Source organism: Streptomyces sp. CA-111067, from assembly GCF_050956065.1.
Taxonomy (GTDB): Bacteria; Actinomycetota; Actinomycetes; order Streptomycetales; family Streptomycetaceae; genus Actinacidiphila.
This window is the reverse complement of sequence record NZ_CP192103.1, coordinates 5,854,521-5,875,673: the sequence shown is the minus strand read 5'-3', so window position 1 is coordinate 5,875,673 and position 21,153 is coordinate 5,854,521. Positions and strand designations below refer to the sequence as shown.

23 protein-coding genes and 1 pseudogene are annotated in these 21,153 nt (G+C 73.3%); 13 read left to right on the top strand and 11 right to left on the bottom strand.

Annotated elements, in window-relative coordinates:
• Positions 1 to 3: 3 nt before the first annotated feature.
• Positions 4 to 681: a TetR/AcrR family transcriptional regulator gene (locus ACQPW6_RS25965; RefSeq protein ID WP_433892086.1), complete on the top strand. Its 678-nt coding sequence runs from the start codon at positions 4 to 6 to the stop codon at positions 679 to 681.
• 131 nt (positions 682 to 812) lie between these two features.
• Here the strand turns inward: ACQPW6_RS25965 and ACQPW6_RS25960 are convergent, their stop codons facing one another.
• Positions 813 to 2,867, bottom strand: coding sequence for a thioredoxin domain-containing protein (locus tag ACQPW6_RS25960; protein ID WP_433892085.1), 2,055 nt, complete (start codon positions 2,865 to 2,867; stop codon positions 813 to 815).
• Between the two features lie 169 nt (positions 2,868 to 3,036).
• Here ACQPW6_RS25960 and ACQPW6_RS25955 point away from each other — a divergent pair, with 169 nt between their 5' ends.
• A complete protein-coding gene (locus ACQPW6_RS25955; protein ID WP_433892084.1) occupies positions 3,037 to 4,068 on the top strand; it encodes a DUF5954 family protein in 1,032 nt (343 codons plus the stop codon).
• 76 nt (positions 4,069 to 4,144) lie between these two features.
• Here ACQPW6_RS25955 and ACQPW6_RS25950 read toward each other — a convergent pair whose 3' ends face one another.
• Both ACQPW6_RS25950 and ACQPW6_RS25945 read right to left on the bottom strand, forming a co-directional pair.
• Entirely contained in the window at positions 4,145 to 4,612 is a 468-nt protein-coding gene (locus ACQPW6_RS25950) for a nuclear transport factor 2 family protein (protein WP_433892083.1), read from the bottom strand.
• 98 nt (positions 4,613 to 4,710) lie between these two features.
• Entirely contained in the window at positions 4,711 to 5,730 is a 1,020-nt protein-coding gene (locus ACQPW6_RS25945) for a pyridoxamine 5'-phosphate oxidase family protein (RefSeq protein ID WP_433892082.1), read from the bottom strand.
• 126 nt (positions 5,731 to 5,856) lie between these two features.
• On the opposite strand from ACQPW6_RS25945, the gene ACQPW6_RS25940 reads away from it, so the two are divergent.
• The 4 genes and pseudogenes from ACQPW6_RS25940 to ACQPW6_RS25925 all read left to right on the top strand — a co-directional run.
• The gene (locus ACQPW6_RS25940) at positions 5,857 to 6,477 is read left to right on the top strand and encodes a CGNR zinc finger domain-containing protein (RefSeq protein ID WP_433892081.1); all 621 of its coding nucleotides are present in this window, start codon (positions 5,857 to 5,859) and stop codon (positions 6,475 to 6,477) included.
• A gap of 69 nt (positions 6,478 to 6,546) precedes the next feature.
• Positions 6,547 to 7,275, top strand: coding sequence for a cytidylate kinase family protein (locus tag ACQPW6_RS25935; RefSeq protein WP_433892080.1), 729 nt, complete (start codon positions 6,547 to 6,549; stop codon positions 7,273 to 7,275).
• Positions 7,276 to 7,351: 76 nt separating this feature from the next.
• The gene (locus ACQPW6_RS25930; RefSeq protein ID WP_433892079.1) at positions 7,352 to 8,155 is read left to right on the top strand and encodes a methyltransferase domain-containing protein; all 804 of its coding nucleotides are present in this window, start codon (positions 7,352 to 7,354) and stop codon (positions 8,153 to 8,155) included.
• 152 nt (positions 8,156 to 8,307) lie between these two features.
• Positions 8,308 to 8,679, top strand: a pseudogene (locus tag ACQPW6_RS25925) (Fe-Mn family superoxide dismutase); the annotation flags it as partial.
• Between the two features lie 2 nt (positions 8,680 to 8,681).
• Here ACQPW6_RS25925 and ACQPW6_RS25920 read toward each other — a convergent pair.
• The 7 genes from ACQPW6_RS25920 to ACQPW6_RS25890 form a co-directional block, all read right to left on the bottom strand.
• Positions 8,682 to 9,410: a hypothetical protein gene (locus tag ACQPW6_RS25920; protein WP_433892078.1), complete on the bottom strand. Its 729-nt coding sequence runs from the start codon at positions 9,408 to 9,410 to the stop codon at positions 8,682 to 8,684.
• Positions 9,411 to 9,529: 119 nt separating this feature from the next.
• A complete protein-coding gene (locus ACQPW6_RS25915) occupies positions 9,530 to 10,849 on the bottom strand; it encodes an RNA polymerase sigma factor (RefSeq protein WP_433892077.1) in 1,320 nt (439 codons plus the stop codon).
• A gap of 29 nt (positions 10,850 to 10,878) precedes the next feature.
• Positions 10,879 to 11,298, bottom strand: coding sequence for a YciI family protein (locus ACQPW6_RS25910; RefSeq protein WP_433892076.1), 420 nt, complete (start codon positions 11,296 to 11,298; stop codon positions 10,879 to 10,881).
• 36 nt (positions 11,299 to 11,334) lie between these two features.
• A complete protein-coding gene (locus tag ACQPW6_RS25905; protein ID WP_433892075.1) occupies positions 11,335 to 12,591 on the bottom strand; it encodes a cytochrome P450 in 1,257 nt (418 codons plus the stop codon).
• On the bottom strand, positions 12,588 to 13,421 hold the full coding sequence (locus ACQPW6_RS25900) for an ABC transporter permease (RefSeq protein ID WP_433892074.1): 834 nt from the start codon (positions 13,419 to 13,421) through the stop codon (positions 12,588 to 12,590). The genes ACQPW6_RS25905 and ACQPW6_RS25900 overlap by 4 nt, the downstream gene beginning before the upstream one ends.
• A complete protein-coding gene (locus ACQPW6_RS25895) occupies positions 13,418 to 14,401 on the bottom strand; it encodes an ABC transporter ATP-binding protein (protein WP_433892073.1) in 984 nt (327 codons plus the stop codon). The genes ACQPW6_RS25900 and ACQPW6_RS25895 overlap by 4 nt, the downstream gene beginning before the upstream one ends.
• Complete coding sequence (locus ACQPW6_RS25890; RefSeq protein ID WP_433892072.1) at positions 14,401 to 14,640, bottom strand: hypothetical protein; 240 nt, start codon at positions 14,638 to 14,640, stop codon at positions 14,401 to 14,403. Before ACQPW6_RS25890 ends, ACQPW6_RS25895 begins: the two co-directional genes overlap by 1 nt.
• 205 nt (positions 14,641 to 14,845) lie before the next feature.
• On the opposite strand from ACQPW6_RS25890, the gene ACQPW6_RS25885 reads away from it, so the two are divergent.
• From ACQPW6_RS25885 to ACQPW6_RS25855, 7 genes are all read left to right on the top strand, one after another.
• Positions 14,846 to 15,382: a GNAT family N-acetyltransferase gene (locus ACQPW6_RS25885; protein WP_433892071.1), complete on the top strand. Its 537-nt coding sequence runs from the start codon at positions 14,846 to 14,848 to the stop codon at positions 15,380 to 15,382.
• A 182-nt stretch (positions 15,383 to 15,564) separates the two neighbouring features.
• Positions 15,565 to 15,756, top strand: coding sequence for a hypothetical protein (locus ACQPW6_RS25880; RefSeq protein WP_433892070.1), 192 nt, complete (start codon positions 15,565 to 15,567; stop codon positions 15,754 to 15,756).
• Entirely contained in the window at positions 15,732 to 16,493 is a 762-nt protein-coding gene (locus tag ACQPW6_RS25875; protein ID WP_433894660.1) for an RNA polymerase subunit sigma-70, read from the top strand. Before ACQPW6_RS25880 ends, ACQPW6_RS25875 begins: the two co-directional genes overlap by 25 nt.
• A 197-nt stretch (positions 16,494 to 16,690) precedes the next feature.
• The gene (locus ACQPW6_RS25870) at positions 16,691 to 17,098 is read left to right on the top strand and encodes an SgcJ/EcaC family oxidoreductase (protein WP_433892069.1); all 408 of its coding nucleotides are present in this window, start codon (positions 16,691 to 16,693) and stop codon (positions 17,096 to 17,098) included.
• 129 nt (positions 17,099 to 17,227) lie between these two features.
• A complete protein-coding gene (locus ACQPW6_RS25865; protein ID WP_433892068.1) occupies positions 17,228 to 17,791 on the top strand; it encodes a histidine phosphatase family protein in 564 nt (187 codons plus the stop codon).
• 172 nt (positions 17,792 to 17,963) lie between these two features.
• Positions 17,964 to 18,308 (top strand): YciI family protein, encoded by a 345-nt coding sequence (locus ACQPW6_RS25860; protein ID WP_433894659.1) that lies wholly within the window; start codon positions 17,964 to 17,966, stop codon positions 18,306 to 18,308.
• Between the two features lie 348 nt (positions 18,309 to 18,656).
• Positions 18,657 to 19,943, top strand: a complete 1,287-nt coding sequence (locus tag ACQPW6_RS25855) for an RNA polymerase sigma factor (RefSeq protein WP_433894658.1) — start codon at positions 18,657 to 18,659, stop codon at positions 19,941 to 19,943.
• Between the two features lie 233 nt (positions 19,944 to 20,176).
• Here ACQPW6_RS25855 and ACQPW6_RS25850 read toward each other — a convergent pair whose 3' ends face one another.
• Positions 20,177 to 21,115, bottom strand: a complete 939-nt coding sequence (locus ACQPW6_RS25850; protein ID WP_433892067.1) for a LysR family transcriptional regulator — start codon at positions 21,113 to 21,115, stop codon at positions 20,177 to 20,179.
• Positions 21,116 to 21,153 lie beyond the last annotated feature (38 nt).

Genomic DNA, 21,153 nt, shown 5'->3' with positions numbered 1-21,153 from the left:
GTCATGTCGCCGCACACGCCCGCCACCGGCCCGGCCGTACCGTCCACCCCGGGGGCACCGTCCTCCTTGTCCGCGCTGTCCGGCGCCGCCCCCAAGCCCGGGCTGCGGGAGCGGAAGAAGATCCAGACCAGGCAGACGATCCGCAGGGCCGCCTACCGGCTGTTCGCCGAGCACGGGTACGACGCCACGCCGGTGGACCGGATCGCGGAGGCGGCCGACGTCTCGCCGAGCACGGTCTTCCGGTACTTCCCGACCAAGGAGGACATCGTCCTCACGGACGAGTACGACGACGCGATGGCCGCGCTACTGCGGGCCCGGCCGGCCGACGAGCCACCGCTGAGCGCGCTGCGCGCGATGATGCGCGAGGCGCTCGGCCGGGTGCTCGACGACCCGGCCGAGCGGGACGAGATGCTGCAGCGCGAGGAGCTGATGCGGAACGTGCCCGCGATCAGGGCGCGGTCGCACGAGAGCATGTCCGTCACCGGGCGGCTGCTGGGGTCGGTGCTGGCCGAGCGGACCGGGCAGCCGGCCGACAGCCTGGAGATACGGGTCTTCACGGCGACGGTCTTCACCGCGCTGCACGAGACGACGTCGTACTGGTCGGAGGAGGGGCACGAGGAGCAGCTGCTCGATCTGATCGACCGCAGCTTGACGTTCATCTCGGGCGGTATGAAGTTCTGACGGACGCGGGCCCGGGCGGGCAGTAGACCGTCAGGACGGGCGGGCGCCCGGACGGGCGCGGGTCAGGACTGGCGGCCGTCTGGACGGGCGCGGGCCAGGACCGGCGCGGCGCGAGTCAGAACGGGTGCGGGTCAGGACGGGCGGGGGCCCGTCCACTGCTCGGCGCGCAACTGGGAGCGCAGCGTGCGCGGATCGGACGTCGGCGCGTCGCAGACGAAGTTGCGGCACACGTAGGCCGCCGCCCGGCCGCCCCGGGTCGGGCGCTGGAACAGCAGCGGGAACTCGGTGCTGTCCTGCTCGCCGACCGCCACCACCGTGCCGGGCGCGGCGCCGAGCAGCGCGGTGCGGTGCAACTCGGCGGTGAGCGGGTCACCGGTGCCGCCGACGACGGCCACCTCGCGCGGGCCGTCGAGCGCGGCCTCGGCCACCGCCAGGCCCCACCCGATGAAGCGCGGCACCTGCGGCGCGAGCGAGCCGACCACGCCGAGCGCGCCCTCGGCCGCGGTCCTGTGCGGCTCGGAGCCGGTGTGCGCGGCGTAGGAGAGCAGCGCGCCGGCCGCCGCGGTCCAGCCGGACGGGCTGGCGTTGTCGGTGGGGTCCTGCGGGCGGCGGATCAGCGACTCGGCGTCGTCCGCGGTGTCGAACAGGGTGCCGTCGGGGCCGGCGAAGTGGTGCAGCACCGAGTCGAGCAGCAGCCCGGCGAAGTCCAGCCAGACGCCTTCGCCGGTGACCGACGCGAGCGCGATGAAGCCCTCGGCCACGTCGCCGTAGTCCTCCAGCACCCCGTCGTTGCGGCCGGCGACGCCGTCCCGCGAGGTGCGGCTGAGCCGGCCGCGGCCGTCGAGGTGCACCCTGACCAGCAGGTCGGCGGCGTCGACCGCGGCCTGGACGAGGTCGGGCCGGTCGAAGTAGGCGCCGGTCTCGGCCAGTGCGGCGATGGCCAGGCCGTTCCAGGCGGCGACCACCTTGTCGTCCCGGCCGGGCCGCGGCCGCCGGGCGCGGGCGGCGAGCAGCCGCTCCCGTACCGAGGCGACCCGGTCGGCGTCCACCACCCCGTTGCCCTGCGGGAGTTGCAGGACGGAGGAGCCTTCCTCGAAGGTGCCCTCCTCGGTCACCCCGAAGTAGCCGGCGGCGAACTCCGCGTCGGAGGCGCCGAGTTCGGCTGCGAGCTGGTCGGGCGTCCATACGTAGAAGGCGCCTTCGACGTGCCGGCCGCTGCCGTCGTCGCTGTCCGCGTCCAGCGCGGAGGCGAACCCGCCCTCGCCGGTGGCCAGTTCGGCGACCATGAAGTCGGCGGTCTCCAGCGCGACCCGGCGGGCGAAGTCCGAACCGGTGGACCGCCACAGGTGCGCGTAGACCCGGGTGAGCAGCGCGTTGTCGCTGAGCATCTTCTCGAAGTGCGGCACCGTCCAGGTGCCGTCCACGGCGTAACGGGCGAAGCCGCCGCCCAGTTGGTCGTAGATCCCGCCGCGGGCCATCGCCTCGCAGGTGTCGCGGGCCATCTGGAGGGCGGGTTCCGCGCCGGTCCGGGCGTGGTGCCTGAGCAGGAACTCCAGCGTCATGGACGGCGGGAACTTCGGCGCGCCGCCGAACCCGCCGTGCTCGCCGTCATACGTCCCGGCCAACTTCTGCAACGCGGCGGCCAGTTCACCGTCACCGGGCGGCACGGCGACACCGTACGCGCTGCTGGTCCGCTCCTGGAGCTCCCGCACGATCCTCGCGGCGACCTCCCCGACCTCCCCGCGCCGATCCCGCCAGGCCGCGACAACCCCCTGCGCCACATCCAGGAACCCGGGCAGCCCGTGCCGCGCCTTGGGCGGAAAGTACGTCCCGAAGTAGAACGGATCCCCGTCCGGCGTAAGAAACACCGTCATCGGCCACCCCCCCTGCCCGGTGGCAGCCTGCACGGCCTCCATATACACCGCGTCCACATCCGGCCGCTCCTCGCGATCCACCTTCACGCACACGAAGTGCACGTTCAGATACGCGGCGGTGGCCACATCCTCAAAGGACTCGTGCGCCATGACCTGGCACCAGTGACAAGCGCTGTACCCGACGCTGAGCAGCACCGGAACCCCCCGCTTGCGGGCCTCGTCAAACGCGGCCGGTCCCCAGGGCCACCAGTCCACCGGGTTGGTGGCGTGCTGGAGCAGGTAAGGCGACTGCGAGTCAGCAAGTCGGTTCACCCCGGCATCGTTGCACGAGCGGCACCCTTCAGCCCAACTACGCGCGCCCCGGACCCGCGACCAATCTCCTGCCCCGGGGCGCCCCCAAGGGCCCGGGGCACCCACTCCATCGGTTCCATATCGGGCGAGTGCCTGACAACGGCGTCTTGGGCGTGAAGATAATGGCGCTATGAGTGGGGACGAACCGGCGGCTTCCGAGCCGCTGATCATGAACGTCAAACTCGACGGCCACCCGGTGGAGATGATCGTCGAGGCGGATCGTCTGGATGCGGCGCAGCGGTGGTCGCACTACGTCATCCGGGGGCCGCTCTTCGGGCTGGCGGTCCGCGAACCGGGGGTCTCCGGGTGGCGGATGGTGACGGCGATGTCGGACGGGTTTCCGCAGGCGTCCCGGGACGCGCTCAACTCTCAGCTCTTCTTCCAGGCCAAGGACGACACCGACGACCCGGCGCTGCGCCTGGAGTTACTGTCCGCCGTGAGACGGCTGGACAGGGAGCCGGTCAACGAGCTGACCGTGGCCGGGGCCCGCTACCGGGTCATCCGGGGCGACGAGTTCTTCTATATCCACGACGGCACCGTCGAACCGCCGCGTCCCACCGACCCCGACCCCGCGGAGCCGGACTGGGACCTGCACGCCGCTGATCCCGAGCTGGACGGCGACGTCGTGATCGACCACGCCGCCGCCACCGGAGTGATGGCGAGCGCCGAACGGCTGTCCATGCTCGACCTGCACTACCGCAGCACCCGCTACCCGGCGGATGTGCGGGCCGACTCCCGTGCCGCGCTGGAGACGCACCCCGGAGTCGTCCTGCTCCCGGCGGCGTTCCGGGTGGTGCAGCGGACCGAGGACGGCTGGGAGCCGGTCCTCGGCATCATGTCCACCCCGCACGCCGCGCGGCGGTCCCTGGTTGACGCGCTGCTCACCTTCTGGCCCCGGATGTACGGCCTGGACGCGGACGAGAAGGCGGAGTACGCGCGCGCCGCCGAGGCGTTCCGCTCGGCTGGAAGGGCGAACGAACTCCAGGTCGCCGGCAAGCAGTTCTTCGTGGTGCGGCTCGGCCGGGTGGTCCGGATCGGCCCCGACGGGCCCGAGCCGCCCCGGCCGTCCGACGTCGATCCGTACGGCCCGTCGAAGATCCACCCCACGATGGACGAGCACGGGAACATCACCTTCGACGACGAAGACGAAGACGACGAATGAGCCGCACCGCCCAGCCCGGTGGAATACACGGGCACGCCGCCCGTCTTGCCACGGCTTCGTGCTCGGCCGCGGGCTCTCAGTCGAGCGGGATGTCGTGCCCCGGGCCGCGCTCGTTCTCGGGGCGGGGGCCGAAGTAGCGGCGGTCGGACTCGGCGATGGCAACGTCGTTGATGCCGGCCTCGCGGCGGCGCATCAAGCCGTTGTCGGCGAACTCCCACAACTCGTTGCCGTAGGAGCGGAACCACCGGCCCTCCGCGGTGTGCCACTCGTACTGGAAGCGGACGGCCATGCGGTTGCCGCGGAAGCCCCACAGGCTCTTGCGCAGGACGTAGTCGAGTTCGCGGTCCCACTTGGCGGTGAGGAACTCGACGATCTTCTCGCGGCCGGCGAGGAACACGTCCCGGTTCCGCCAGACGGAGTCCTCGGTGTAGGCGAGGGCGACCTGCTGCGGGTCGCGGGTGTTCCAGGCGTCCTCGGCGGCCTGGACCTTGGCCAGGGCGGTGTCGGGGTCGAACGGCGGGAAGGGCGGGCGCGCTTCGGTCATGGGAGGGCTTTCCTTCACTGTGCGGAGGGCGTGCGGTGTGCGTCGGCCCTCATGGTGCGGAGGGCGTGCGGTGAGCCCTCACTTCGCGGAGGTCTTCACTATGCGGCCGGCCGGTCGGTCAGTGGCGGGTTGTCGCGGGCCGGGGTGACGGAGTCGGCCTGGAGCGGCAGCAGGTGTCCGCTCACCAGGTGCCGGGGGGTGAAGTGGACGCGGCGGCCGGTGCGGTCGTCGTCGCCCGGGGCGCCCGGGTCGGTCCACTCGACGGACGCGTCGCCGGAGAGGTGCAGCGTGCGGCCGGTGGCGAAGTCGCAGAAGAGCAGCGCGGCGGTGGGGTCGGACTGGATGTTGCCGAGCGTGTTGAACATGTTGTTGCCCCAGTAGTCGGGCCACCACAGCCGGCCGTCCTCGACGCGGACGAAGCCCGGCGGGCCGCCGCGGTGGGAGGCGTCGTTGCCGCGGGTGGGGTGGGTCGTGCCGATCAGGAACGTGTCGGACCGGGCGATCAGGTCGGCGTCCGCCCCGTTCAGAGTGCTGGCGCGCCGGACCGGCTCCGCGCCGCCGGCCGTGCGGGGGGCGGCGGCATGGAGGTGGCGGGCCTGGATGTACTGGGGGCAGTTGCCGAATGCCTGCTCGACGTCGATGCGCAGACCGTCGCGCCGGCCATCGCGCAGGCCGTCGCGCAGGCCGTCGCGCAGGCCATCGCGCAAGCCGTCGCCGTCCGCTCGGGACAGGGTGCCGTTCACCCGCAGGCGCCGGCGGGTGGCGAACTCGACCACAATGAGGCCGACCGGCTGGGGCACCGGCGCGTCGCGGAGCACGCCGCGGAGCGGGTCGCCTTCGGCGGGCAGCGCTCGTACGTCGAGGGCGGTCGGCGAGGCGACGTGCAGGAACCCGGGCGGGCCTGCGAGCGGGGACGTCCACAGGGTGCCCTCGGAGTCGCGTGCGGTGATCGCGGCGAAGCCGCGTTCCGCCAGGAACCGGGTGACGCCGCCGCCGAGTTGGGCGGGGGCCAGCATGCCCGTGAGCCGGGCCGCGTCGCGTGCGACGCCCGCGCGGCGCTGCACGGACAGTTCGCCTTCGTGGAAGCCGGCGGCGGTGTCGCGTCCCGGGTCGTTCATCGCTCCCCCTTCACGCCTAACGTTTACCTTTACTACCAACCGTTAGAAGAAACATGGCACGGGTCGAGCGACATGTCAACGGATAGAGCCACCTGCAACCGTTAGAAGTGCGCTAGCCTCAAGGATATGAGCACGAACGCACCCCTCCTGGGCGAGCCGCTCCCCGTGGAGCTGATGAACACCGTCTGGGCGGACCGGGACGGCGTGCACGACGCGCTGCGCGACCCCGACGGCACCCGTGCCTGGCTGCACGCCGTCGCCTCGCGCACGGATCTGATGACGCCCGACGACGTGGCCGCCCTCACCACGTCCGGCCTCGTCCGCCTCGGCGACCGGCTGATCGGGCTGCGGGACGCCCTGCGGCGACTGGCCGCCGAGGCCACCGGCGATCCGCGCCCGGCGGCCGCCTCCGACACGCGCGAACTGGCGGCCGCCGTCAGCAGGCTCAACGAGGCCGCCGGCCACACGCCGCACTGGTCGGCGCTGTCCTGGACGCCCGGCCGGGAACCCGCACGTCACCTGATCAGCAGCGGGCAGGCGGCGTCGGCCGCCGTCTCCGCCATCGCCGAGGAGACGATCACGCTCTTCAGCCAGGACGCCCGCCACCGGCTGCGCGCCTGCCTCGCGCCGGGATGCGTCCTGTACTTCCTGAAGAACCACCCGCGCCGCGAATGGTGCTCCGCCGGCTGCGGCAACCGCGCCCGCGCCGCCCGCCACTACCAGCGACACCGCCGGGCCGCCGATTGAGAAGCAAGCCGACGACCGCGGGCCCGGCGGGCATACGGTGCTGACGGAGACGCCGTCAGGGAGGCAGCAATGGACCAGGGCACCCGCAGCGAACTCATCGGCCGGCTGACCGAGGCGATCAACTCCGTCACGACCGCGCACCCGCCGCGGGTCGCCGTCGACGGGCCGCCCGCCGCCGGGAAGACCACCCTGGCCGACGAACTCGCCGCCGTCCTGCGCGCGCAGGGCCGGAACGTCATCCGCGCGTCCGTCGACGACTTCCTCTTCCCCCGCGCGCGGCGCTACCGGCGCGGCCGGTTCTCGGCCGAAGCGTGCTACTTCGACGCGCACGACCACGCGACGCTGCGCCGCGTCCTGCTCGATCCGCTGGGCCCGGGCGGAGACCGACGGTTCCAGCACACGATCTACGACGCGGACACCGACACCCCGCTGTCACCGCCACCCGCCACGGCCCCCGCCGACGCCGTCCTGCTCTTCGACGGCGTCTTCCTCCTGCGCCCGGAACTCGTCGACCACTGGGACCTGCGCATCGTCGTGACCGCCCCGTTCGAGCAGACGCTGGCCCGAGCCAGGATCCGAGGCGCGACACAGGCCGGATCCACCACCGACGCCACCGACGCCGCCGGCACCGTGGACACGACCGAGATCGACCGCTCCTGGCGCGACCGCTACCTCCCCGCCCAACAGCTCTACGCGACCACGGCCCACCCCACCGCCCACGCCGACATCGTCGTCCACAACGATCAGATCCAGCACCCGACCTGGGACGTCACACCCCGCTCACGGGCGGACGGCTAGTCGGCACCAGTGACGGCGGGCGGCCGGTGCGGGCTGGTTCGAAGGGGGGCGGACGGCGCTCTGGCACAATCGCCGGATGGCGGAGCACGGCACGGATCGCGGGTATCTGCTGGGCAATCACCAGTCGGAGGCGGGGGTCCGGTTCGACGCTCTCAGCGAGCTGTTCGATCCGGTGACGTTCCGGCATGTCGACCGGCTCGGGGTCGTCGCCGGGATGCGGTGCTGGGAGGTCGGGGCGGGCGGGGCGTCCGTGCCCGCCGGGCTGGCCGAGCGGGTGGGGCCCACGGGGGCGGTGGTCGCCACCGACATCGACGTGTCGTGGACCCGGGACGCCGGCGGCGGCGTTATCGAGGTGCTGCGCCATGACGTGGCGGCCGAACCGCCGCCTGCCGGTGGCTTCGACCTCGTGCACGCCCGGCTGGTGCTCGTGCATGTCACCGACCGCGCTGAGGCGCTGCGCCGGATGGTCCAGGCGCTGCGGCCCGGCGGGTGGCTGCTCCTGGAGGACGCCGACCCGGGGCTGCAACCGCTGTTGTGCCCGGACGAGTCCGGTCCCGAGCAGCGGCTCGCCAACCGGTTGCGGGCCGGCTTCCGCACCTTGATGGCGGCCCGGGGGGCGGACCTCGCGTACGGGCGGACGCTGCCCAGGCTTCTGCGCGAGGCCGGGCTGGAGGACGTCCAGGCCGACGCGTACTTTCCGATCACCTCGCCGGCGTGTGCGGTGCTCGAGGCCGCGACCGTGCGGCAGATCCGCCAACGCCTGGTGGCCGCGGGGCTCGCCACCGACGAGGAGATCGACCGCCACCTGTCGAACGTCGCCACCGGCCGGCTCGACCTGGCCACCGCCCCGATGATCTCCGCGTGGGGACGCCGCCGCTGACCCGTGAGCGGGCCGGGCTCCGGGCTCCGGGCTCCGGGCTCCGGGCTCCGGGCTCCGGGCTGACGACGGTGCTGCCCCGGTGGGCGGGGTCGACCGGTCGGCGGGTGCCGGTGAAAGACGATCAGCGGGGAAGTGGGACTCCGGGCTGTCGGGACGGCGCCCTGGCCACCGCCATCGACGAACACCTCGGCGGCTTCGAGGCGTTCAGGAAACAGCTCACCACCGCCACCACCGCCGTGCAGGGGTCCGGCTGGGGCGTCCTGGCCTGGGAACCGCTGGGGCGGCGGCTGATCGTCCAGCAGGTCTACGACCACCACGGCAACGTCGGCCAGGGCGCCACCCCGCTGCTGGTCTTCGACGCCTGGGAGCACGCCTACTACCTGCAGTACAGGAACGTCCGCCCCGACTACGTCACCAAGCTCTGGGACATCGTCAACTGGGCGGACGTACAGGCCCGTTACGCCGCCGCGACCGCCGCCACCGCGCCCGGGACCGCCGCGAGGACCGCCCCCGGCGGTAGGTGACGTCAGCGGACGGTGACCTCCCCCAGGTCGATGGCGACGAGCAGCGGCTCCGGGACGACCTCGTAGTCCCCCTGCCAGGCGAAACCGCGCCGCGTGGCCGGGATGATGATGCCGCCGGCGTCGCGGTAGCCGGTGGCGTAGAGCATCCCGGTCGCGCCGCCGAGGACGTCGATGGTGAAGTCGTGCCGGCGCAGCAGCCCGTCCGGACCGAAGCACGAGATCTGCCGGCGGGTGTGGCTCTTGACGTGGTCGGGGAACGTCACCTGCAGCCGCCGCCACGTCTCACCGTTGGCCTCGATCGAGGGGATCTCCTCGGTGGCGAACCCCGGCCAGGTGTAGAGGAACGGCGTGTTGAGGTACGTCCACAGCGCCTCGCCGGTGAAGTACGCGAGGTGGATGTCGTCCCAGGGCGTGTCGAGTCGGTGGCCGTCGAAGGACCGCTCCGGGTCGTCACGCGCCTCGGTGAGCGTCCCGTCGCGGCGCTCGACGGTGACCCGGCCGGGCTCGAAGACCGACCGCTTGTCCTGGCCGGCGAAGTCGATCGTCAGCCGCTCCCGGGTGGTGTCCACCTCCAGGATGACGTCCTTGAGGGCGTCATCCTGGCCCTTGAGGGCCCACAGGCCCCCGGTGACACAGGCGTCGACGGTGATCGACGTGATCTGGTTCCAGCGGTCCAGGCCGCCGTGCGCGTCGACGGCGGTGGCGAGCAGGTCGTTCATGGGTGCAGGCACGGGTCTCTCCCTTGTCCCCCGGGGTTCCCCCCGGGTGTCCCGGACGTCCCTCCGGGTCTCGTCGGTGAGCGTGAGCTTCAGCAGGACGACGAACGGCGGGCGCCGGAACCGGACACGCGCTAGGAGGTTTTCAAACTCGCGATCCGCCGCTGGTAGGACTCGCGCTCGGCGCGGCTGCGGGCCAGCGCGACGGCCTGCCGGTAGTCCTCCCGGGCGGCGCCGTGCCGGCCGGCCCGTCGTTCCAGGTCGGCGCGGGCGGCGAAGTAGAAGGGGTAGCGGGACAGCGTCCGCTCCCCGGCCAGCGCGGCCAGCTCGCGGCGGCCCGCGTCGACGCCGTCCCGTTCGGCCACCGCCAGCGCACGGTTGAGGGCCACCACCGGGCTCCACGACTGCTGGACGAGGAGGTCGTAGAAGCCGGTGACCCGGTCCCAGTCGGTCTCCCGGACCGACGGCGCGATGGCGTGCTCGCAGGCGATGCCGGCCTCCAGGTGCCAGCGCGAGAGGTGGTCCCCGGTGGCCGCGCCGGCGAGGTACGTCATACCGCGCTCGATGCGCGCCCGGTCCCAGCGGCCGCGGTCCTGGTCCTCCAGGGGGACGAACACGCCGTGCTCGTCGAGCCGGGTCGGCAGCCGGGCCGCGTCGAAGCAGAACAACGCCGCCATGGCGTACGTCTGCGGCTGCGCCGTCGCCCTGGTCCGCAGCAGCAGTTCGGCCAGGCGCAGTGCCTCCTCGCACAGGAACGGGCGGACCGGTTCCTGCGGATCGCTGCCGTGGTAGCCCTCGTTGAACAGCAGGTACAGCGACCGCAGGACGGAGTCCCGCCGGACGCCGACGTCGGGGAGGTCGTCCACCTCCGGCAGCCGGCCCAGCGCGCGCAGCTTGTCCCGACCGCGATGCAGGCGACGGTCGATGGTCTGGACGTCGACCAGGAACGCCTGCGCGATCTCCCTGGGCGACAGCCCGCACAGCCACCGAAGGATCAACGTCACGTGCGTCCCGGGGCTGAGGCCGGGGTCGCACACCGCGAACATCATCCCCAGCTGGGCGGCCCCCTCGGCGGCCGGGGCGAGCGCCGCCTCGATCGTGTCGGTCAGCGCCGTCGTCGTCGCCAGCTCGGGGAGGAACGAGCGCCGGCGCTGCTCCCTGCGGATGATGTCGATCGCCCGGTTGTGGGCCGCGCGGATGATCCACGCTTTGGGGTTGCGCGGCAGCCCGAAGCGCCAGGCGTGCATCGCGCTCACCAGGGCGTCGTGCACGACGTCCTCGGCGAGCGGGAGGTTGGACGGGCCCAGGGCCCTGGTCAGCGCGCTCACCAGGTGGGCGTACTCCCGGCGGAACAGGTCCTCGACCAGCTCGCTGGACGAGGCTGCCGCGGCGGCTTCTCCGTCCGCGGGGCTCGTCGCCGGTCCGTCCACGGGGCTCAGACCTGGACCGTCCACGGGTCCCAACTCCCGTTCTTCCACCGGGCTCAGACCTGGACCGGCCGCACCTCGACCGAACCGTCGAACTCGTAGGTCGGGCAGGTCCGGGCGACCTCGACGGCGTCTTCCAGAGAGGCGGCCTCGATGATCATGACCCCGGTCACCAGGTCCTTCGACTCGGCGTACGGGCCGTCGGTGACCACCCGCTCGCGGCCCCGGACCATGGCTCCCGGGTCGTCCAGCGCGGTGCCCTCGTTGCAACGGCCCTGCCGGGCCAGCTCGTCGGACCAGCGGTACCACTTCTCGACGTGGCTCTGCAGCTCCGACGGCGACAGGTCGCGGTCGCGCCGCGCCACGGCGCCGCCGCGGAAGACCAGCATGAACTTGCCGCGCAGGGCGGCACGTTCATCGTTTTCGCCGCCTTCATCGCTTTCTTCGCGTTCATCGCTGCGAGGTTCTGACGCCACGGGCTCGACCTTATCCGCTGCGGTCTGATGGGCACGTCAGGCGAGCCGGATCGGCAGGGTCCAGTAGCCGCGCAGGACGAGCCGGTCGCGGCGGGTGGGCCGGCCGGCGGGGGCGGTGCCCGGGTCGGGATCGTGCGCGAGGCCGGGGAAGCGGGCCAGCAGCCGGGGGAAGGCGGCGGACGCTTCGAGGCGGGCCAGGCTGTTCCCGAGGCACACGTGCGGGCCGGCGCCGAAGCTGAGGGGTCTGCTGTCGGTCCTGGTGGGGTCGAACGTGTCGGGGTCCGGGTAGCGGGCGGGGTCGCGGTTGGCCGCGCCGAGCAGCAGGAGCGCGGTGCTGCCTGCCGGGACGGGGACGCCTTCGACCGCCAGGCCGCCGGCGCGGGCCAGCCGGGTGGTGAGCTGCACCGGGGAGTCGTGGCGCAGCACTTCCTCGACGAAGCCCGCGGTGCCGATCCGCCCGTCGCGCAGGTCGGCGGCGAGGCCGGGGCGGTCGAGCAGGACCGCCAGGCCGTTGCCGAGGAGGTCGGTGGTCGTCTCGAAGCCGGCGACGAGCAACAGGACTAGGTTGGCGAGCAGTTCCTCGTCCGACAGCCGGCCTGCGTCGGCGTCCCGGGCCGCCACCAGCGTGCTGACGAGGTCGTCGCCGGGGCGCGTACGCCGTTCGCCGATCAAGTGGGCGAAGTAGGCGGTCAGTTCGCCTGCGGCGGCTTCGGCGGGGTCCTCGGAGCGGGCGGCGCCTTCCAATTGGGCGGCGTCCGGGGAGAGTTCCAGCGCGCCGGTCAGGTCGGACGCCAGCCGGCGGAACCGCTGGTGGTCGGCCGGCGGCACGCCGAGCAGGTCGCAGATGACGGTGACCGGCAGCCGGAACGCGAACCGGTCCATGAAGTCGACCGCCCGGCCGTCCGCCCCGGCCCCTTCGAGCTCGTCGAGCAGCCGGCGCACGGCGTCCTCCACCGAGGGCTGGAGGGCGGCGATCCGGCGCGGGGTGAACACCTGGGAGATGAGGGAGCGCATGCGGCCGTGGTCCGGCGGGTTGGTACGCAGGATCGACCGGCTCATCGAGCTCAGCGCGCCGGCGCCGGCGCCGACCCGGTCCGCGACGCGCGCGAGGTCCGGCAGCCCGAACCCCGGGTCGCGCAGCACCTGGTTGACGGCCGCGTACCCGCTGACGAGGAACACGCCGTCCGCGACCGCCAGTACCGGCCCGAGCCGGTGCGCCTGCGCGTACAGCGGGTAGGGGTCGGCCCGACCCGCCGGCTCCATCAGGGCCTGGACGATCGCCGCCGCGTTCACGCGTCACGCCGGTTGACGGCGGCGAGTCCGGCGAGCAGCGCGACCGCCGCGTACAGGCAGAAGACCCCGAATCCCGTCCACGGAGCCAGACTTGCCGCTTCCCGGTGGGCGGCGACGTAGATCTGCCCGCCCGACTGCATCGGGATGTACGGCCCGACGGTCGTCTTCCACGTCCCCGGCAGCAGGTCGAGCGACAGCGGCGGCACGAACAGCACGCCGAGCAGGGTGGCGATCGCGCCGGCCGAGGAGCGCAGCACCGTGCCGATGCCGAGGCCGAGCAGCCCGAACACCGTCAGATACAGTCCGCCGCCGAACACCGCGCGGGCGACTCCCGGGTCCGACAGCGCCGTCCCCGTGAGGGTGTGCGCGGGCAGGCACGCCTCGAAGGCCAGGTAGGCGGCGAAGGTCGACGCGGTGGCGGTGACCAGCGCGACCCCGGAGAAGACCAGGGCTTTGGCGGCCAGGACGGTGGGGCGCCGGGGTACGGCGGCCAGCGTCGTCCGGATCATCCCGGAGCCGTACTCCCCGGTGATGAGCAGCGTGCCGAACACACCGAACGCGATCTGGGAGAGGTGTAGTCCGGCCAGCGCGAGTTGTACGACGTCCACGCTGGCGAGGTCGTCCGAGCCCAGCCGGGGTGCCAGGACGGCCGCGGCGAGGGCCGCGAAGCCGACGTTGGCGGCGAGGGCCGTCAGCAGGAGCCAGTAGGTCGAACGGATGGTGCGCATCTTGCACAGCTCCGCACGGAGGACGTTGCTGAAGTCGCCCCGGCGGCGTACGACCTGAGGACCAGTCAGCGGCGCCGTGGTGGCAGTGGTGGTGGCGGTCATGACAGGAGCGCCCCTTCTTCTGTGTGGCCGGCTTCTGCCGCGTGCCCGGCCTCCGCCGCGTGCCCGGCCTCCGCCGTGTGCCCGGCCTGGTACTCGGTGACGTCGCGGGTCAGCTCCATGTACCGCTGCTCCAGGGACATCTGCTGCTGCGCGAGTTCCAGCAGGCCGAGGCCGCGGACGCGGGCGAGTTCGCCCACCTCCCCCGTACTCGCGCCGGTGACCCGCAGCGCGCCGTCCGGCTCGCTGACGACGGTGGCGCCGCGTTCGGCCAGCAGGACGGCCAGCGCCGCCGGGTCGGTCGCACGGACCCTGACGGAGTTGCCGGTTCCGCGCGCGAGGAAGTCGGAGACGCTGGTCTCGGTGATGAGCCGACCGCGTCCGATGATGACCAGCCGGTCCGCCGTCAGCGCCATCTCGCTCATCAGATGGCTGGACAGGAACACCGTGCGGCCCTCGGCGGCCAGCGCCCTGAGCAGCGTACGGATCCACGCCACGCCCTCCGGGTCGAGGCCGTTGACCGGTTCGTCGAACATCAGCACCGGTGGATCGCCCAGCAGTGCCGCCGCGATGCCCAGGCGCTGCGCCATGCCGAGCGAGAAGCCGCCGACGCGCTTGCCCGCCGCCGACGCCAGCCCCACCTGCCGCAGCACCTCGTCCACCCGCGAGCGCGGTATGCCGTTGCTCAGCGCCAGCCACCGCAGGTGGTTGAACGCGGACCGGCCGCCGTCCACCGCCTTGGCGTCGAGCAGCGCCCCGACCGCGCGCAGCGGCCGCCGGTAGCCCGCGTACGGCCGGCCGTCGACCGTGACCGATCCCGAGGTCGGCGCGTCCAGCCCCATCACCATCCGCATCGTGGTCGACTTCCCCGACCCGTTGGGCCCGAGGAACCCGGTCACCGCGCCGGCCGGAACGGTGAAGGTCAGGCCGTCCACCGCCGTGACGTCGCCGTACCGCTTGGTGAGCGCGACGGCCTCGATCATCAGTGGCCCCCTTCGCCGACGACACCGGTGAGGTGCAGGACGGCGAGCAGCGCCAGCAGGCCGAGGGCGGCGGCGATGAGGAGCAGCCTGCGGCTTCGCGACCAGCCGGGGAGCACGGGATCGGCGGCGTGGCCGGCGGGACCGGCGGCCGCGTCGGAATCGGACGTGCCGGGATCGGCCGTGTCGGGATCGGCAGTTCCGGGATCGGCCGTGTCGGGGTGGGACGGCAGCTCGGGCATGGAGCACTCCTCCGTGGTGGCGATTCGGGTCGGGGGCGCGAACGGAGCCAGTTTTTCGATACACATCGTCTATGTCAATCCAATGTGTCGACAACGAGGCGGACTGGCTCGGGCTGCCCTGATCGGGCGGACGGTGGCCCGGCCGCCGACGGGTGATCGTCCGCGGGCCTTGAACGCCGCCGAGCCTGCTGATTGGCTGGCCGCCATGACTGAACTCGGCGCCGTCGACTGGCCACCCGCCCCGATCAGGACCGAGCGGCTCGTGCTCCGCGCGTCCGAGGCCCGGGACCGGGCGACGTTCATCGAGCTGCTGGCGTCGCCGGAAGTGCACACGTACCTCGGCGGCCCCCGGCCGCGTGCCAAGCTCGAACGCGAGCTGCCGGAGGTGCCCGAGCAGTGGCCGGGGAGCTTCGTCGTCGAGCTCGACGGGGCGATGATCGGCCAGATCCTGCTCAGGCGGGCGTCCGAGCGCCACCGCCCGGCCGCGGCGGGGAAGGCCGATCTCGGCTACCTGTTCCTGCCGCGCGCGTGGGGATCGGGCTACGCCACCGAGTCCTGCGCCGCGGCCCTCGCCTGGCTCGACGGCGCGCTGCCCGGCGAGCCGGTGGCGCTCGCCACCCAGAGCGCGAACGTCGGCTCGATGCGGCTCGCGGCAAAACTCGGTTTCGCCGAGGTGGAGCGTTTCCACGCCTGGAACGCCGAACAATGGCTCGGCCTGCGCCCCCCGGCCACGCCGGCCTGAGCCCGTACGACGGCCTCGTCAGCACGCCGGCACGGCCTCGTCAGCACGGCTCGTCAGCACGTCAGCTCTGAAGCGACCGATTCCTTTTCACCGCGGCCGGGATCTACATGGTGGGAGGTGCGGCCCGCAGGACGGCCCGGTCGTCTCTCTCCTGTACGCCGAGAACGAAAGGCCGACCGCCGATGAGCATGCCCGTGACCATGCGCGCGCTGCACCAGACGTCCCTCAACGGCCCGCAGGACATGCGCCTGGTCACCGACGCTCCGGTGCCGGGCCCCGGCCGGGGCGAGATCCTGATCCGGGTCACCGCCGCCGGGGTCAACTTCGCACCGAGCGGTTCCGGCGGGAGCTGCGGGCGCACTGCTACCGGATGACGGGCTCGGCGCAGGACGCCGAGGATCCGGTGCAGAAGACGTATCTGCGGGCGTGGCGGTCGTACGCCGGTTTCGAGGGGCGGGCGTCGATCCGGACCTGGCTCTGCAAGATCGCCACCAACGTCTGCCTGCGGGCGTCGTCACCGCGCGCGATCCGGGTGCTGCCCTCGGGCCTGACGGGCGCGTACGAGGGCCCCGACCGGCCGCCGAGTCCCGTCGCGCCGGGTGAGGTCTCGCGGCTGGAGCCGCTGCCGGACGCGTGGATCGCCCCGCCCGCCGACGATCCGTCCGCGGTGGTGGTCGAACGGGAGTCGCTGCGGCTGGCGCTCATCGCCGGCCTGCAGCACCTGCCCGCCCGCCAGCGGGCGATCCTCATCCTGCGCGAAGTGCTGGTGTTCTCGACGGCCGAGACCGCGGCGATCCTCGGCACCAGCACGGCGGCGGTCAAGAGCGGTCTGCAACGGGCCCGGGCGCGGCTGGACGCCCTGGAGCCGGAGCCCGAGAAGCTTCTCGAACCGACCGACCGGCGGGCCCGCGCACTTCTCAAGGCGTACATCGCGGCCTTCGAGAGCGCGGACGCCGGCCTGCTGGAACGGGTGCTGCGCGCGGACGCCTCGCTGGAGGGGACGCCGTTCCGCGACTGGCAGGCGGGCCGGGCCCGGTGCGTCCACCTGCTCGACTTCCACGATCCCGCCCTGACCGGCGCGTTCGGCTTCCCCGAGGTGCTCGCGGGCTGACCCGTCAGCCTTGCGGCGTACGCGCGGTGATCCCGTGGCCGGCCACCGGCAACCGCGTGCCAGGCCGCGACATAACCGAACGGGCACGGGGGCGGGTGGAAGTTTTTTGGGGGTGGGCGATGAGTTTGCGGGGGGTCGGCTGTACGTACTGGTGGGCCCTTTACGGGGGCCGTGAGGAACATGAGGGAGCTGGAGTTATGAGCGAGAAACGACCGCAGGACGTGGCTGCCATCAAGGGGATTCTGGACGACCTCTACAAGGCATGGGGCGCGGGCGACGCCGACGCGTTCGTCGCGGACTACACGGAGGACGCCACCGTCGTCATGCCGGGGGCCTACCGGGGGTCGCGGGAGGAGATCCGGCGGAACATGGCCGAGGGCTTCGCGTCCTATCTCAAGGGGAGTACGACCATTGACGAGTTGCAGAGCATCCGCTTCCTGGGCGAGGACGGCGCGGTCGCGGTGAGCGAGAGCAGCGTCCTGTTCCCGGGGGAGACCGAGCCGCCCGCCGACCGGAAGGTGCGCGCCACGTGGGTGCTGGAGAAGCGCGACGGCGCCTGGAAGCTCGCCGCCTACCACAACAGCCCCGCCGACCTGCCGAACTGACCCCTGCCCGCTGCGCGTCCGCGCAGAACTGAGCACACTGAGCCTCGTCCCAGCCACCCGGGACGGGGCTCAGTGCCCGCCCCCCTCACCCCGGGCGGCCGCGCCCAACCGCACCCCGGGAGCCCCGCGATGGCCGTCGAGATCGTCTACGAGACCCACGCCACCACCACGGACAACGAGGCGGGCATCGCCACCGACCGGCTCCCGGGCCTGCTGTCCCCGCAAGGACGCCGGCAGGCCGCCGAGCTCGGCGCGCGGCGCCGCCCACAGGGCTTCGCCGCCGTGTTCACCTCCGACCTGCACCGCGCCGTCGAAACCGCCCGCATCGCGTTCCCCGACGGCCGGCCGCCGGTCCACCAGGACAGCCGGCTGCGGGAGTGCGACTACGGCGAGCTCAACGGGCAGCCGGTCGCCCTCATCGCGCGGCAGCGCGTCCACCGCATCGACGAACCCTTCCCCGGCGGCCAGAGCTACCGGCAGGTCGTCGCGGCCACCGACGCCTTCCTGCACGACCTGGCCGCGCGCTGGGACGGCCGGCGCGTCCTCGTCATCGCCCACTCGGCCAACCGGTGGGCGCTCGACTGCCTGCTCGGCGGGGCCGCGCTCCACGACCTCGTCCAGGCTCCCCCCGCCTGGCAGCCGGGCTGGAACTACACGCTTCCCGCCGCGTGGCCCGGCCCGGAGGTGCGGTGAAGCCCCTGGTCGGGACCATCGTGTGGGAGGTGGCCCGGTCGCGGCCGCGGCGCTGGAAAAAACTTCCGGCGGGAGTGTCGATTCGGCCGGGGGTCGTTCGACGCGTAGGCATGGGCGGGAAAGACCGCCGGACCGACGCAGTGAAGGAACGAGGAGCAACACCGTGCGCTACATGATGCTGATCAAGGTTGACGAGGCCGCCTCCCCCGACTCCCCGAGCGAGGAGTTGATGACCGAGATGGGGAAGCTGCTCGAGGAGATGACCAAGGCCGGGGCGATGCTCGACACCGGGGGCCTTCAGTCCCGGGACGACAGCACCGAGGTGCGGCTGTCCGGCGGGAAGCTGACCGTCGTGGACGGGCCGTTCACCGAGGCCAAGGAGGTCGTGGGCGGCTACTTCATCTTCCAGGCGAAGACGAAGGAGGAGGCTGTCGAGTGGGCCTCGCGGTTCCTGGCGATCCACGGTGACGCGTGGACGATCACGGGTGAGATCCGGCAGGTGATGGAGCCGGAGTAGTCGCTCGGCGGCCGCTGCCCCGGGCTCCGGCCCGGGGCTCGGGCGGCTGCGGCCCGGGGCCGACGCTCCCGGCTCGGGCGGTTGGGGCCGCCCCGGGGCCCGCGGCTTGAGCGGCGGCGCTCCCGCCCGGGCGGGGCGCTTTGCGTGGGCGCGCGGCGGCTGCTCTGATGGGTGGTCGTGACAGGAGCTGACGATTCCGCGGGCGGTGCCGGGACGCCCGGCCGGGCGGACGGGGCCGAGGTCCCGGGCGAGATCCCGGCGGAGATCCCGGCCGAGGAGCGGGCCCGGCGGACCGTGGATGCCGTGTGGCGGATCGAGTCGCCGCGCCTGATCGCCGGGCTGACCCGGATGGTGCACGACCTCGGCGTGGCCGAGGAGCTGGCGCAGGACGCGCTGGTCGCCGCGCTCGAGCAGTGGCCGGGGTCGGGCGTCCCGCGCAACCCCGGCGCGTGGCTGATGACCACCGCCAAGCGGCGGGCGATCGACCAGATCCGGCGCAACGAGACGTACGCCCGCAAGCTGCGGCTGCTCGGCCACGAGCTGGAGACCGAGCAGCGGACGGCCGCGGGCGCGGACGGGACCGTCGCTTCGGTCGCTTCCGTCGACGCGGGCGCCGGCGGCGCGGACGGCGCGGTGATCGAGGACGACCTGCTGCGGCTGGTGTTCATCGCGTGCCACCCGGTGCTGTCCCGTGAGGCGCGGGTGGCGCTGACGCTGCGGCTGCTCGGCGGGCTGACCACCGACGAGATCGCCCGCGCGTTCCTGGTCGCGGAATCGACGGTGGCGCAGCGGATCGTCCGCGCGAAGCGGACCCTGGCGAAGGAGAAGGTGCCGTTCGAGGTGCCCGAGGGGCCGGAGTTGGGGCGGCGGCTGGCGTCCGTCCTGGAGGTCGTCTATCTGATCTTCAACGAGGGGTACTCGGCGACGGCCGGCGAGGACTGGATGCGGCCGGGGCTCTGCGAGGACGCCGTGCGGCTCGGGCGGGTGCTGGCCGGGCTGCTGCCCGGGGAGCCCGAGGTGCACGGGCTGGTGGCGCTGCTGGAGATCCAGGCGTCACGGGTACCGGCCCGTACCGCCGGGCCCGGGCGGGCGCCGGTGCTGCTGCTCGACCAGGACCGTACGCGCTGGGACCAGCTGCTGATCCGCCGCGGGTTCGCGGCGCTGGCCAGGGCGGACGCGGCGGCCAGGGAGCGGGGGGAGCCGCCCGGCTCGTACGCGCTCCAGGCCGCGGTGGCGGTGTGCCACGCGCGGGCGGTCCGGGCGGAGGACACCGACTGGGAACGGATCGTGGCGCTGTACGACCTGCTCGCGGCGCGCGACCCTTCGCCGGTCGTGCAGTTGAACCGGGCGGTGGCGGTCTCGATGTGGCGCGGCCCGGAGGAGGCGTTGGCCCTGGTGGAACGCCTCGCGGCGGAGTCCCCTGCGCTCCGGGACTACCACCTGCTGCCGAGTGTCCGGGGCGACCTGCTGAGCAGGACGGGGCGGTACGGGGAGGCGGCGGAGGAGTTCGGAAGGGCGGCGGGGTTGACGCGGAACGGGGCGGAGTCAGCTTTTCTGCTTGAACGCGCGGAAGGGGCGGCCTCGGCGGGGGCCGCGGCGGGTCGGGGGGACCGGGAGCGCCCCGGCGGCCGGTAAGGGCCACTCGCCGTGGGGGCGGGCCACTCGCCGTGGGGGCTTCTCACCGCGCCCGGCCAACGGTTCACTGTGGCTGATCGCGCAGTTCCCCGCGCCCCTACGGGGCCCGGCCGCACACCGTCCGCAACCCGACGAAAGCTGATCGCGCCCACGCGGCAGAGCCGCACATCAGAAACAGCCCCGCGCCCCTTCGGGGCCCGGCCACGCTCCTCCCGGTCGCACCCCACCCGCCCCTACGGGGCCCGGCCGGGCCCCCTCGTGCGCGTGCTGCGCGTGCTGCGGAGTTCGCGGATCAAGGCGCGGACGGCGAGAGTTGAGGCGAGGGCGGGGGATGTGACGTAGCCGATCGTGCGGGTGGGGCGGGTCGGGCCCAGGTCGGTCGTGGCGATCGTCGCGGGGGCGTTCGTCAGGGAGAGGGCGGGCATGATCGCCATTCCGGCTCCTCCTGCCACGATCGACAGCACCGCTCCGTCGTCCTCCGCGCGGACCGTCGCGCACGGGATCCAGTCCTGCTCCGACCACCAAGTCCTCGTGTACGACGAGCAGTTCTCCGTCCAGTCCACCAGCGGCAGCGAGCGCGGGTCGGGGTGGCCGGCCGGGTGCACCAAGGCGTAGTGCTCCTCCAGGAGTACGTCTCCGATCAGGCCCGCCGGCACCGGCGAGCTCGTGCCGATCGTCGCGATCCCGACGTCCGCGCGGCCCTCGGCCACCACTCCGGCCGTGCCGGGGCCGACCTCCCTGATCACCGTCACGGTCGGCTTGATCCCGGGGTGCCGCGCGGCCAGCGCCTCCAGCGCGGGCGGCAGCAGGTGCAGGGCCGCGCTGCGGAACGCGGCGATGCGCAACGGGCCGGTGACGGTGTCGGCGCCGTCCGGGCCCGCGCCGGCGCCGCGCGCCTCCGCGCCGAGCGCGTCCAGCATCCGCAGCACCCGCGACGCGTGCGCCACCGCCCGGGCGCCGGCCGGCGTGGGGCGCGCCCCGTGCCGGCCGCGCTCGAAGAGCACGACGCCCACCTTGCGTTCGATGCCGCGCATCGCGTGCGAGACGGCGGACTGCGTCATGCCGAGCACGGCGGCCGCCGCCGAGAAGCCGCCCTCGGCGGCGACGGCCACCAGGGTCCGCAACTCCTGCGGCGAGAGGTCCCCGCCGGGCGCGGAAGCCCCGGTCGTCATGCGCGCACCGCCCCGCCCGGCCGGCGCTTGAGCCCGCG